Genomic DNA, 11,508 nt, shown 5'->3' with positions numbered 1-11,508 from the left:
CGAAGCGGCGACGGTAGCCGGAGGCTTCGACTCCTACGAGCTTGGTGACAGTCGTTTCGACGTGCCGCCCCGTTGGTTGATCGACACCCACGTGTTTGGGTTCTGCTGCGACTGGCGTTTCAGGAAGTAATAGCCCGTCGCGTTCCAAGGCCTGACCTCATTGACCAGATTGTCCAGGACAAGATCGCCCTTGTCGGTTTTCACCGTCAGAATGGTGTGGCCTTCATTGTCGAGGTCGCGCACCACGGTCATCAGCAGCGCCTGCCGGGGGAATCCCGCTTCCAAAAGAAGCTTGCGCTTGTAGAGCGCGTAGATCTTGCAGTCGCCCATGCCGTCCACGGGGTAATCCCAGTGGTCCGCCATCGTGCCCCAGTGATCGAAATTGCTGACGGGCTTGATGGAGCTGTTCGCCTTCTGATTTATCCGCTTGAGGATGCGCAGATTCTGCGCGGTCAGCTTAACATTCGCGGCCGGCAGAGCGGGCACCTTGCACTCTTTTGGCCGGCGATGGCAGAAATCGATCCAACCGTAGGGGACGCTGGTGCTTCCGCCAACGGCGGCAGAGCGCAACCCATCCACGGAAGATTGCGTCGATCGCGACTTGAACAATGTCGACTGTGCCGCCGCCGGGCTAGCTTGCAGCGATGTCGCACCAATCAACGAAACAAAGCCAAGCAGCAAAGACGAAGTCAGGACGGGGGAATGCCGCATTGCCAAAACCACGATCGCAACGAGGAAGCTGGTGCTGCGTTCGTGCGCAAAAGGCAGCCCAGGCACTTAAACACTTAATAATTTCCTAACGTGGATTGTGTTCACTTCAAGGTACCGACAAGGATTCAGGCTTAAAAGCGCAAGCATGAGCCCATCCCGACAAAATACGCTCCACGACGCGCTCAAACCCTCGTGCCGCCCACCGTCATCTGGTTCATGCGCAAATGCGGCTGGCCGACGCCGACCGGCACGCCCTGTCCGGCCTTGCCGCACATGCCGATGCCGGTGTCGAGCTTCATGTCGTTGCCGATCATCGAAACGCGGTGCATGGCGTCCGGTCCGTTGCCGATCAGCATCGCGCCCTTGATCGGCTGCGTCACCTTGCCGTTCTCGATCATATAGGCCTCGGTGCAGCCGAAGACGAATTTGCCCGAAGTGATGTCGACCTGGCCGCCGCCGAAGGAGACGGCATAGATGCCGTTCTTGACCGAGGCGATGATCTCGTCCGGCTCCATGTCGCCTGATGTCATGTAGGTGTTGGTCATGCGCGGCATCGGCTGATGCGCGTAGCCTTCGCGCCTGCCGTTGCCGGTCGCCTTCATGCCCATCAGCCGGGCGTTCTGCCGATCCTGCATGTAGCCGACCAGCTTGCCGTCCTCGATCAGCACATTGCGGGCCGAAGGCGTGCCTTCGTCGTCGACGGTGAGCGAGCCGCGCCGCTCGGGCATGGTGCCGTCGTCAACGACGGTGACCCCCTTGGCGGCGACCTGCTGGCCCAGCAGGCCGGCGAAGGCCGAAGTCTTCTTGCGGTTGAAATCGCCTTCCAGCCCATGGCCGACGGCCTCGTGCAGCATGACGCCCGGCCAGCCGCTCGATAGCACGATGTCGAAGGTGCCAGCCGGCGCCGGTATCGCCTCCAGATTGACCAGAGCTTGCCGGAGCGCCTCCTTGGCGGCGTGCTTCCAGCTGTCCTCGACCAGGAACTCACCAAACGCCTTGCGGCCACCCATGCCGTAGGAACCGCTCTCCTGGCGGTCGCCATTGCCGACCACGACGGAGACGTTGATGCGGACCAGCGGGCGGATGTCGCGCACCACCTGGCCGTCGGCGCGCACGATCTCGACATGCTGCCAGGAGGCGGCAAGCGACGCCGAAACCTGGCGAACGCGCGGATCCTCGGCGCGCAGCCAGGCGTCGATTTCCTGCAAAAGCTTTGCCTTGGCTTCGAAGGAAGGCGAGGGGATCGGATTCTCGTCGCCATAGAGATGGCGGTTGGTGCGGGCAGGCGCCGCGGCAAGCGTGCCGGAATAACCACCCTTGACGGTTGAGACGGCGTCGGCGGCGCGCAGCAGCGAGGCCTCGGAGAGATCGCTGGAATGGGCATAGCCGCTGGCTTCGCCGGCCACGGCACGCAGGCCAAACCCCTGGTCGGTGTTGAAGTTGGCGGTCTTCAGCCGGCCATTGTCGAACATCAGCGCTTCGCTTTCGCTGTATTCGAGGAACAGCTCGCCGTCGTCGGCGCCGTTGATGGTCTCAGCGACGATCTGCTTGATGCGATCGTCTGAAATGTCGAATTGGCCGATCAGGCTGTTCATGGCGCATCCGTTCACAGGAGGAATGGGTCTTTGCCACGATGTAGGCGCGAAGGCGCGTCGAGACAATCGTCCAGCCGCGTTGTGATGACAAATGCGGTTCGCCGACAGGTCGCCGACGCAAGGCTAGGGCGTCAGGGCAGGGCGGCGAAACCGTCGGCAAAACCCTTGAGATCGACCGGGATGCCGATGCCTTCTTCCGGCGTCTGGAAGACGATGAAGGTGGCCGACGTGCCGGTCTTCAGCGTGTCTAGCAGCGGCTTTTCGAGAATGACTTCGGCATAGCAGCCGTCCTGGAAGCAGCGCACGAAATAGGCGCGGCCGATATCCTTGCCATCGACATTGAGACCGAGTCCGTTGGGCAAAAGCACGCCGAGCGGCGCCAGCACGCGCAGGATCTCCGCCTTGTTGTCGGCGGTACGCAGCACGACGACCGACAGCCCCATCTCAGGACGGTCCTCGGCGACGACGTTCTGCATCATCACGCATTGTTCCGAGGTGGCGCCGGCCGGCGTGTCGCAGATGATCGACCACGCGCCATGCGTCGAGCGTACCGTGCCGCTCGGTTGCGCGGCGTTGGCCGTGCCGGACAGGCCGATCGCGGACAAGCCGACACCAGACAGGGCGGCGAGAAAGATGACCTTCGCCAAGGTTCTCGAAAGCCAAGGGATCATGACGGCTCCATTGCGAATCACGGCACTTTAAGCCGCGCCAAAGCCAAGTAAAGGACGAGACCGCAACCGGTCTGCCCCGAAAAAGCCAATACGGCGCTTTTCCCTGCCAATTTCGCCCGAATTGCGACGTTCGGCACGCGCGGCCGGCAGGAATGCCACCGTTGGCCCAGCATAGGCGATTCGGGGCCGCCGCCGCTGCCTTCAAAGGCACATCCGGGCTTGCGCGCAAAAATGCCGCACGGTTTCGTCCGCTCCTTTCTTGCGGAGGGAAAAAGAGTATGGTTTGAACCACCTTGAGACTGTCGGGATTCCCGTCCCGGCATTGTTCGTTATTCTTGTGGTACAGCCGCGAGGAACTGGGAGACGATGAGGGCGATGAGAAATTTCCTGGCAAACGCCAAGGTTCCAGCAAGTGCCAAGTTTCTAAGTGCTTGTGCCGCTGTCACGTTTTTCGCTGGCACATCCGCCCATGCCGACCAGCCCAAGGACTGGGAGACAACCTTCCAGGCGCCGGCGACCGACATGATGCGGCAGATCGAGTGGTTCGGAAACTACACGATGTGGTTCATCGTCCCGATCACCATCCTGGTGCTGCTCCTTCTCGCCTATTGCATCGTCAGATTCCGCGCGAGTGCGAACCCGGTTCCGTCCAAGACCAGCCACAACACGCTGATCGAGGTGATCTGGACTGTCGGCCCGGTGGTCATCCTGCTTTGCCTCGCCATTCCCTCGTTCCAGCTGCTGACCGCGCAGTACACGCCGCCGGAAGAAGCAAAGCTGACCGTCAAGGCGACCGGCAACCAGTGGAACTGGGACTACGAGTACCAGACCGAGAACACGCTCTCGTTCAACTCCGCGATCCTCCAGGACACCGAACGCGCCGCCGCCGGCAAGGAGGACCGCAAGGTCTATCCGCGCCTGCTCGCCGTCGACAACGAGTTGGTGGTGCCGGTCAACACCATGACCCGCGTGCTCGTCACCGCAACCGACGTGATCCACTCCTTTGCCATGCCGTCGTTCGGCATCAAGATCGACGCCGTTCCGGGCCGCACCAACGAGACCTGGTTCAAGGCGGAGAAGGAAGGCCTCTACTACGGCCAGTGCTCGCAGCTCTGCGGCAAGGACCATGCCTTCATGCCGATCGCCATCCGTGTCGTCTCCGACGCGCAGTTCAAGACCTGGCTGGCGGCAGCCAAGACCGATCTGCCCGGCGCCAACAAGACGCTGATGGCCGCGGTCGACGGCCAGAACAAGGTAGCGGCCGCTGGCAACTGATGCCGCGGGTTAGCAAGATTTAGGGAACGGAGCGGAACATGGCAGACGCTACAGCTCACGACGGGCACGACCACAAGCCTTATCACGGCTGGGTGCGCTGGGTTTATTCGACCAACCACAAGGACATCGGCACGCTCTACCTGATCTTCGCGATCATGGCCGGCATCATCGGCGGTGCCTTGTCGGTCGCCATCCGCATGGAGCTGCAGGAGCCTGGCATCCAGATATTCAGCGGTCTGGCGCAGATGGTCTACGGCATGAACGGTGACGCCGCGATCGACGGCGGCAAGAGCATGTACAATGCCTTCGCCACCGCGCACGCCCTGATCATGATCTTCTTCATGGTCATGCCGGCGCTGATCGGTGGTTTTGCCAACTGGATGGTTCCGATCATGATCGGCGCGCCCGACATGGCGTTCCCGCGCATGAACAACATCTCTTTCTGGCTGCTGCCGCCGGCCTTCATCCTGCTGCTCACCTCGATGTTCATGCCGAGCGCGCCGGGCGCGTATGGCGTCGGCGGCGGCTGGACGCTTTATCCGCCGCTTTCGACCTCGGGGCAGCCCGGACCGGCGATGGATCTGGCGATCCTGTCGATCCACATTGCCGGTGCGTCGTCGATCCTTGGCGCCATCAACTTCATCACCACCATCTTCAATATGCGTGCGCCTGGCATGACGCTGCACAAGATGCCGCTGTTTGCCTGGTCGGTGCTGGTCACCGCCTTCCTGCTGCTGCTGTCGTTGCCGGTTCTGGCCGGCGGCATCACCATGCTGCTCACCGACCGCAATTTCGGCACCACCTTCTTTGCTCCCGATGGCGGCGGCGATCCGATCCTGTTCCAGCACCTTTTCTGGTTCTTCGGTCACCCGGAAGTGTACATCCTGATCCTGCCGGGCTTCGGCATCATCAGCCACGTCATCTCGACCTTTTCGAAGAAGCCGGTGTTCGGTTATCTCGGCATGGCCTACGCCATGGTGGCGATCGGCGCCGTCGGCTTCATCGTCTGGGCGCACCACATGTATACGACCGGCCTGTCGCTCGACACGCAGCGCTATTTCGTCTTCGCCACGATGGTCATCGCGGTGCCGACAGGCGTGAAGATCTTCTCCTGGATCGCGACGATGTGGGGCGGGTCGATCTCGTTCAAGACGCCGATGCTGTGGGCGCTGGGCTTCATCTTCCTGTTCACCATCGGTGGTGTCACCGGCGTCCAGCTGGCCAATGCCGGCCTCGACCGTTCGCTGCATGACACCTATTTCGTGATCGCGCACTTCCACTACGTGCTGTCGCTGGGCGCGGTGTTCGCCATCTTCGCCGGCTGGTACTACTGGTTCCCGAAGATGACCGGCTACATGTATTCGCCCGTCATCGCCAACACCCACTTCTGGGTTACCTTCGTCGGCGTGAACCTGATCTTCTTCCCGCAGCACTTCCTCGGCCTCGCCGGCATGCCGCGCCGCACCATTGACTATCCGGATGCGTTTGCCGGCTGGAACTATGTGTCGTCCATTGGCTCCTATATCTCGTCCGTCGGCGTACTGATCTTCCTCTACTGCGTGTTCGAAGCCTTCCAGAAGAAGCGGGTTGCCGGTGCCAACCCGTGGGGCGAGGGCGCAACGACGCTCGAATGGCAGCTGCCTTCGCCGCCGCCTTTCCACCAGTGGGAACAGCTGCCGAAGATCAAGTAAGGCGGCTGCCCTCTCGAATACGAAACCGCCGGTCCGCCGGCGGTTTTGGCCAACGGAATGATGGACTTGAGTACGCATGGCCCTTGTCGACGACCCATTGATTGACGAAGCGGGCTTTCGCATGTCGGAAGCGACGGCGGGCGATTTCTTCGCCCTGCTGAAGCCGCGCGTCATGTCGCTGGTGGTGTTCACCGCCTTTGTCGGTCTCGTCGCCGCACCGGTGACCATCAACCCGCTGCTGGCGGTGATCGCCATCCTGGCTATTGCGATAGGTGCTGGCGCCTCCGGCGCGCTCAACATGTGGTACGACGCCGACATCGACGCGGTGATGACCAGGACCGCCAGCCGTCCGGTCCCGGCCGGTCGCATCCAGCCGCACGAGGCGCTGAGCTTCGGGCTGGTGCTTTCGGTGCTGTCGGTGATGACGCTCGGCGTGCTGGTCAACTGGCTGTCGGCGACGCTGCTGGCCTTCACCATCTTCTTCTACGCCGTCGTCTACACGATGTGGCTGAAGCGCTGGACGCCGCAGAACATAGTCATCGGCGGTGCTGCAGGCGCCATTCCGCCAGTCATCGGCTGGGCCGCGGTGACCGGAACGGTCAGCCTCGAAAGCCTGATCCTGTTCCTGATCATCTTCCTGTGGACGCCGCCGCATTTCTGGGCGCTGGCGCTGTTCAAGTCCGAGGACTACGCCAAGGCCGGTATCCCGATGATGCCGAATGTCGCCGGACACGCCTCGACGCGCCGCCAGATCTTCGCCTACGCGCTGGTGCTGGCCCCGGTCGGGGTGGCGCCGTGGCTGCTTGGTTACACCACGCCGATCTATGGCGTGGCCGCCGTGCTGCTCGGGGTCGGTTTTGTCTGGTACGCATGGAAAGTGCTTGGCATGGCCGACGACGACCGCGTGATGAAACCGGCTAAGGCCTTGTTCGCCTATTCGTTGCTTTATCTCTTCGCCATCTTCGCTGCCTATCTGGCCGACAGCGTTGTCGAACGCGCGCTTGCCATGGGTGGAGCATGACTATGATCGAAGAAAAGCTCGAGACTATCACGTTGACCGAGCGTCAGAAGAAGGCCCAGCGTAGCCGTTCCATCGCCATTGGCGTGGCGCTGGCGTTGCTGGTCGTCATTTTCTACATCGCAACCATCGTGAAGTTCGGCCACAATCTGGGCACGATGTGATGAGCGTCGAGACGTCCAAAAAAGCGACAGGCAAGAACAGCAACGTCATTGTCGCGGCGGTCTGTCTTGCCTTCTTCACCGGCATGATCGGCATGGCCTATGCCGCGGTGCCGCTCTACAAGATGTTCTGCCAGGCGACAGGCTATGGCGGCACGACACAGCGTGCCGAGAAGCAGTATGCCGGCCGCGTGCTCGACCGTGAAATCACCGTCCGCTTCGATGCCAACATCGCCGGCGTGCCGTGGGAGTTCCAACCGGTCCAGCGCTCGATGACCATGAAGATCGGCGAGACGGTGCAGGCGCACTACAAGGCCACCAACAAGTTCGATCGCCCCGTGACCGGCCGTGCCACCTTCAATGTGCAGCCCGAACTGGCGGGTCCCTACTTCAACAAGGTCGAGTGTTTCTGTTTCACCGACACGACGCTGAAGCCCGGCGAGACGCTGGACATGCCGGTCCTGTTCTATGTGGACCCCGATATTGTCAACGTGCCGGAACTGAAGGACGTGAAGACGATAACCCTGTCCTACACGATGTTCCCGGTCGAGAAGACCAAGCCGGTCGCCTCCTCGGAGCCGGCACAGGGCAATAGCAAGACAATTTCCAATACCGAAGCAAATCTCGGGGGTTGATATGGCAGACGCGCACGCACACGCAAAACCACAGCATGACTATCATCTCGTCGACCCGAGCCCATGGCCTTTCCTGGGTTCGATAGGGGCGCTCGTCATGGCCTTTGGCGGCGTCTGCCTGATGGAGTACCTGAAGGGCGGCAGCTTCCCGATCTTCGGCTTCAACATCGCCAATCCGTGGCTGTTCTTCATCGGCATCGTGATCGTCCTCTACACCATGTTTGCCTGGTGGTCGGACACGATCAAGGAAGCGCATGAGGGCCATCACACGCGGGTCGTGTCGCTGCATCTGCGCTATGGCATGATCATGTTCATCGCCTCGGAGGTGATGTTCTTTGTTGCCTGGTTCTGGGCCTATTTCGATGCCAGCCTTTTTGCCGGCGAGGCACAGAACTACGCGCGCCACACATTTACCGGTGGCGTCTGGCCGCCGAAGGGCATGGAAGTTCTCGATCCCTTCCATTTGCCCCTCTACAACACCATCATCCTGCTGCTGTCGGGCACAACGGTCACCTGGGCGCACCATTCGCTCATCCATGGCGATCGAAAGGGGCTGATCAACGGCCTGGTGCTGACCGTCGGCCTGGGCATGCTGTTCACCATGGTGCAGGCCTATGAGTACATGCACGCTCCGTTCGGTTTCAAGGATTCCATCTACGGCGCCACCTTCTTCATGGCGACCGGCTTCCACGGTTTCCATGTCATCATCGGCACCATTTTCCTGTTGGTTTGCCTGATCCGGGCGATGAAGGGCGACTTCACCCCCAAGCAGCATTTCGGCTTCGAGGCGGCCGCCTGGTACTGGCACTTCGTCGACGTGGTCTGGCTGTTCCTGTTCGCCTCGATCTACGTCTGGGGATCGGTCGGCGCGGTGATCGAAGGCCACTGATCTAGCATCTGGGATTTCCATTTCGAAAAGGCGGCCACGGCAACTTGGCCGCCTTCTTCTTTTCGGCGCAATGATCGCTGATCGATAGCTCATGCGGCTGACAATTCCGTGGGCGATTTGCGCATTCACGATCACGGCATTCCCGGCCCTTGCCGCGGAAAGGGTCGATCTGGTGCGTGTCGACAAGTCGGAACGGCGGCTGGAACTGATCGGCGACGGCAAGGTCCTGCGAAGCTACGGCATCGCGCTCGGCGGCGATCCTGTCGGGCACAAGCACCAAGAGGGCGATCAACGCACGCCCGAGGGGAGCTATGTCCTCGACTGGCGCAACCCGAACAGTATCGCGCATAAGTCGATCCATATTTCATATCCCAATACCGACGATCTGGCGGGCGCGAAGGCGCGCAATGTCGACGCGGGCGGCATGATCATGATCCACGGCCAGCCAAACGGTTATGGCTGGTGGGGCTGGCTGCTTCAATTGGTCGACTGGACCGATGGCTGCATTGCGGTTACGGACTCCGACATGGACGAAATCTGGGCACTGGTGGCCGATGGCACACCGATCGAGATCGAGCGGTAAGCAATGAGCGACGACGCTTCCATGAGTGAAGATAGGGCGATCTGGCCTCCGATCGACCCGATTTCGGCAGGCCTGCACGGCCGCTGTCCGCGCTGCGGCGAGGGGCGGCTGTTTGCCGGTTTCCTCACTGTCGGCAAGCGCTGCGTCAATTGCGGCCTCGATTATTCCTACGCCGATGCCGGCGACGGGCCGGCGGTCTTCGTCATCCTGATCATAGGCTTCCTCATTGTCGGTCTGGCGCTCTGGGTTGAAGTCACGCTGAGCCCGCCGCTCTGGCTGCATCTGCTGGTCTGGATCCCGCTGGCTGTCGTGCTGTGCCTGACGGCGCTGCGGCTGATCAAGGGCGTGCTGCTCACCCTGCAATACCGCAACAAGGCGGCCGAGGGCCGGCTGGATCGCGGCGAATGAGCGAGGCGTCCGTCAAAGCCGGTGGCCGTTCGCGGCCACGGATGGCATTGCTGTTCAGCCTTGGCCTGGGGCTGTTCGCGATCCTGCTGGCGCTAGGCACCTGGCAGGTCCAACGCCTGTACTGGAAGGAAGGTCTTCTTGAGACCATCGACCAGCGCACCCATTCGGTGCCACGGCCGCTGGCCGAGGTTGAGAAAGAATTCGCCGCCACTGGGGACGTCGACTACACGCCGGTCACCGTCACCGGCACCTTCCTGCATCAGGGCGAACGGCATTTCTACGCGACCTGGGAAGGTGACGCTGGCTTCAACGTCTATACGCCGCTTGCCCTGGACGATGGCCGCTTCGTCCTGATCAATCGCGGCTTCGTGCCTTACGATCTGAAGGATGCCGCCAAGCGCGCCAAGGGACAGGTGACAGGCAAGGTGACGGTCACGGGACTTGCCCGCAATCCGCTGCCGGCAAAGCCGTCGATGATGCTCCCCGACAACGACGTGGCAAAGAACATCTTCTACTGGAAGGACCGCGATGTGATGGCGGCGAGCGCCGGGCTGCCGGCGGGTGCTGCGCTGGTGCCGATCTTCATCGACGCCGACAAGACGCCAAATCCAGGCGGATTGCCGGTCGGCGGCGTCACCATCATCGACCTGCCGAACAGCCATCTGCAATATGCGATGACCTGGTATGGCCTTGCCGCAGCGCTCGCCGCCGTGCTCATCCTGCGGCTTCGCCGCCCAGCGAAAGAGGAATGAACGCGACCGACACCCTTGACAGGGCCATCGCCCTTGACAGGACGGGGGTAGGCGCCTCATTTCGGCGCTGACGAACCGGCCAGGATTTAATGCTCCAGACAACCACCAAGCCTCCCTTGACGATCCGGCTCTGCCAGCCGCGCGGTTTTTGCGCCGGTGTGGACCGTGCCATCCAGATCGTCGTGCTGGCGCTGAAGAAATATGGCGCGCCGGTCTATGTCCGTCATGAGATCGTGCACAACCGCTACGTCGTCGAGGGGCTGCAAAGCCTTGGCGCCGTCTTCATTGAGGAACTCTCCGAGATCCCGGCCGAACACCGCCAGAGCCCGGTCGTGTTCTCGGCGCATGGCGTGCCGAAGTCGGTGCCGGCGGATGCCCAGGCGCGCAATCTCTTCTATCTCGATGCCACTTGCCCGCTGGTATCGAAGGTCCACAAGCAGGCGATGCGCCATCAGCGGCTGGGCCGCCATGTGCTTTTGATTGGTCACGCCGGACATCCCGAGGTGATCGGCACCATGGGCCAGCTGCCGGACGGAGCGGTGACGCTGATCGAGACCGAAGCCGATGCCGCCAAGCTTGCGCCTGCCGACCCGCAGGCGCTCGGCTTCGTCACCCAGACCACTTTGTCGGTCGAGGACACCGCCGGCATCATCCGCGCCTTGCAGGATCGCTTTCCAGCCCTGCAGGCGCCGGCGGCAGAATCGATCTGCTACGCCACCACCAACCGCCAGGAGGCGGTCAAGGAGACCGCCGCCGGCGCCGATCTCTATCTGATCGTCGGCGCGCCCAATTCCTCCAATTCGCGGCGCCTTGTCGAAGTGGCGGAACGTGCCGGCGCCTCGATGTCGCTTCTCGTGCAGCGCGCCGCCGAGATTCCGTGGAACGACATCGGCAACATCTCGACGCTCGGCCTGTCGGCCGGCGCGTCGGCGCCCGAAATCATCGTCGACGAGATCATCGATGCGTTCCGGCAGCGCTTCGATGTCACGATCGACCTGGCCATCACGGCCACGGAAACGGAGGATTTTCCGGTCATGCGGGTACTGCGCGATGTCGAACTGACGCGAGCCGACATGGCCTTCGTCAATGGAGCCGCGTAAGGCACATGGCGGTCTACAC

13 protein-coding genes are annotated in these 11,508 nt (G+C 62.0%); 10 read left to right on the top strand and 3 right to left on the bottom strand.

Translation table 11 applies throughout. The features are described 5' to 3' along the window. Window positions 1–33 precede the first annotated feature (33 nt). The 3 genes from EN993_RS23160 to EN993_RS23150 form a co-directional block, all read right to left on the bottom strand. The gene (locus EN993_RS23160) at window positions 34–711 is read right to left on the bottom strand and encodes a transglutaminase-like cysteine peptidase (RefSeq protein WP_164757766.1); all 678 of its coding nucleotides are present in this window, start codon (window positions 709–711) and stop codon (window positions 34–36) included. Between the two features lie 182 nt (window positions 712–893). Beyond that, the gene (gene tldD / locus EN993_RS23155; RefSeq protein WP_127264916.1) at window positions 894–2,306 is read right to left on the bottom strand and encodes a metalloprotease TldD; all 1,413 of its coding nucleotides are present in this window, start codon (window positions 2,304–2,306) and stop codon (window positions 894–896) included. A gap of 131 nt (window positions 2,307–2,437) precedes the next feature. Further along, window positions 2,438–2,977 carry an invasion associated locus B family protein gene (locus EN993_RS23150; protein ID WP_109662248.1) on the bottom strand — a complete coding sequence of 180 codons (540 nt, stop codon included), beginning with the start codon at window positions 2,975–2,977 and terminating at the stop codon, window positions 2,438–2,440. A gap of 375 nt (window positions 2,978–3,352) precedes the next feature. Between EN993_RS23150 and coxB the strand changes: the two genes are divergently transcribed. From coxB to ispH, 10 genes are all read left to right on the top strand, one after another. Beyond that, on the top strand, window positions 3,353–4,252 hold the full coding sequence (gene coxB / locus EN993_RS23145; protein ID WP_127264917.1) for a cytochrome c oxidase subunit II: 900 nt from the start codon (window positions 3,353–3,355) through the stop codon (window positions 4,250–4,252). Between the two features lie 38 nt (window positions 4,253–4,290). Next, entirely contained in the window at window positions 4,291–5,943 is a 1,653-nt protein-coding gene (ctaD, locus tag EN993_RS23140) for a cytochrome c oxidase subunit I (protein WP_126068400.1), read from the top strand. Window positions 5,944–6,019: 76 nt separating this feature from the next. Next, window positions 6,020–6,964 (top strand): heme o synthase, encoded by a 945-nt coding sequence (locus EN993_RS23135; protein ID WP_109662255.1) that lies wholly within the window; start codon window positions 6,020–6,022, stop codon window positions 6,962–6,964. 2 nt (window positions 6,965–6,966) lie between these two features. After that, window positions 6,967–7,125, top strand: a complete 159-nt coding sequence (locus EN993_RS23130) for a hypothetical protein (protein ID WP_109662257.1) — start codon at window positions 6,967–6,969, stop codon at window positions 7,123–7,125. Further along, entirely contained in the window at window positions 7,125–7,757 is a 633-nt protein-coding gene (locus EN993_RS23125; RefSeq protein WP_126068401.1) for a cytochrome c oxidase assembly protein, read from the top strand. The genes EN993_RS23130 and EN993_RS23125 overlap by 1 nt, the downstream gene beginning before the upstream one ends. Before the next feature lies 1 nt (window position 7,758). Further along, window positions 7,759–8,646: a cytochrome c oxidase subunit 3 gene (locus EN993_RS23120; RefSeq protein ID WP_109662262.1), complete on the top strand. Its 888-nt coding sequence runs from the start codon at window positions 7,759–7,761 to the stop codon at window positions 8,644–8,646. 91 nt (window positions 8,647–8,737) lie between these two features. Continuing rightward, window positions 8,738–9,229 carry a L,D-transpeptidase family protein gene (locus EN993_RS23115; protein ID WP_109662264.1) on the top strand — a complete coding sequence of 164 codons (492 nt, stop codon included), beginning with the start codon at window positions 8,738–8,740 and terminating at the stop codon, window positions 9,227–9,229. A gap of 21 nt (window positions 9,230–9,250) precedes the next feature. Beyond that, window positions 9,251–9,637 (top strand): DUF983 domain-containing protein, encoded by a 387-nt coding sequence (locus EN993_RS23110; RefSeq protein ID WP_164548642.1) that lies wholly within the window; start codon window positions 9,251–9,253, stop codon window positions 9,635–9,637. Beyond that, window positions 9,634–10,389 (top strand): SURF1 family protein, encoded by a 756-nt coding sequence (locus tag EN993_RS23105; RefSeq protein WP_164757765.1) that lies wholly within the window; start codon window positions 9,634–9,636, stop codon window positions 10,387–10,389. The genes EN993_RS23110 and EN993_RS23105 overlap by 4 nt, the downstream gene beginning before the upstream one ends. Before the next feature lie 89 nt (window positions 10,390–10,478). Then, window positions 10,479–11,489: a 4-hydroxy-3-methylbut-2-enyl diphosphate reductase gene (gene ispH / locus EN993_RS23100; protein WP_109662268.1), complete on the top strand. Its 1,011-nt coding sequence runs from the start codon at window positions 10,479–10,481 to the stop codon at window positions 11,487–11,489. Window positions 11,490–11,508 lie beyond the last annotated feature (19 nt).

The organism is Mesorhizobium sp. M7D.F.Ca.US.004.01.2.1, assembly GCF_003997785.1.
GTDB lineage: Bacteria > Pseudomonadota > Alphaproteobacteria > Rhizobiales > Rhizobiaceae > Mesorhizobium > Mesorhizobium loti.
The sequence above is the reverse complement of the archived record's forward strand: the minus strand, read 5'-3'. Positions and strand labels throughout refer to the sequence as shown.

What these genes read in the sequence shown, in the direction of transcription:
- EN993_RS23160 (WP_164757766.1), bottom strand. Translation starts at nt 711, where the DNA reads ATGCGGCATTCCCCCGTCCTGACTTCGTCTTTGCTGCTTGGCTTTGTT.
- tldD (WP_127264916.1), bottom strand. Translation starts at nt 2,306, where the DNA reads ATGAACAGCCTGATCGGCCAATTCGACATTTCAGACGATCGCATCAAG.
- EN993_RS23150 (WP_109662248.1), bottom strand. Translation starts at nt 2,977, where the DNA reads ATGATCCCTTGGCTTTCGAGAACCTTGGCGAAGGTCATCTTTCTCGCC.
- coxB (WP_127264917.1), top strand. Translation starts at nt 3,353, where the DNA reads ATGAGAAATTTCCTGGCAAACGCCAAGGTTCCAGCAAGTGCCAAGTTT.
- ctaD (WP_126068400.1), top strand. Translation starts at nt 4,291, where the DNA reads ATGGCAGACGCTACAGCTCACGACGGGCACGACCACAAGCCTTATCAC.
- EN993_RS23135 (WP_109662255.1), top strand. Translation starts at nt 6,020, where the DNA reads ATGGCCCTTGTCGACGACCCATTGATTGACGAAGCGGGCTTTCGCATG.
- EN993_RS23130 (WP_109662257.1), top strand. Translation starts at nt 6,967, where the DNA reads ATGATCGAAGAAAAGCTCGAGACTATCACGTTGACCGAGCGTCAGAAG.
- EN993_RS23125 (WP_126068401.1), top strand. Translation starts at nt 7,125, where the DNA reads ATGAGCGTCGAGACGTCCAAAAAAGCGACAGGCAAGAACAGCAACGTC.
- EN993_RS23120 (WP_109662262.1), top strand. Translation starts at nt 7,759, where the DNA reads ATGGCAGACGCGCACGCACACGCAAAACCACAGCATGACTATCATCTC.
- EN993_RS23115 (WP_109662264.1), top strand. Translation starts at nt 8,738, where the DNA reads ATGCGGCTGACAATTCCGTGGGCGATTTGCGCATTCACGATCACGGCA.
- EN993_RS23110 (WP_164548642.1), top strand. Translation starts at nt 9,251, where the DNA reads ATGAGTGAAGATAGGGCGATCTGGCCTCCGATCGACCCGATTTCGGCA.
- EN993_RS23105 (WP_164757765.1), top strand. Translation starts at nt 9,634, where the DNA reads ATGAGCGAGGCGTCCGTCAAAGCCGGTGGCCGTTCGCGGCCACGGATG.
- ispH (WP_109662268.1), top strand. Translation starts at nt 10,479, where the DNA reads ATGCTCCAGACAACCACCAAGCCTCCCTTGACGATCCGGCTCTGCCAG.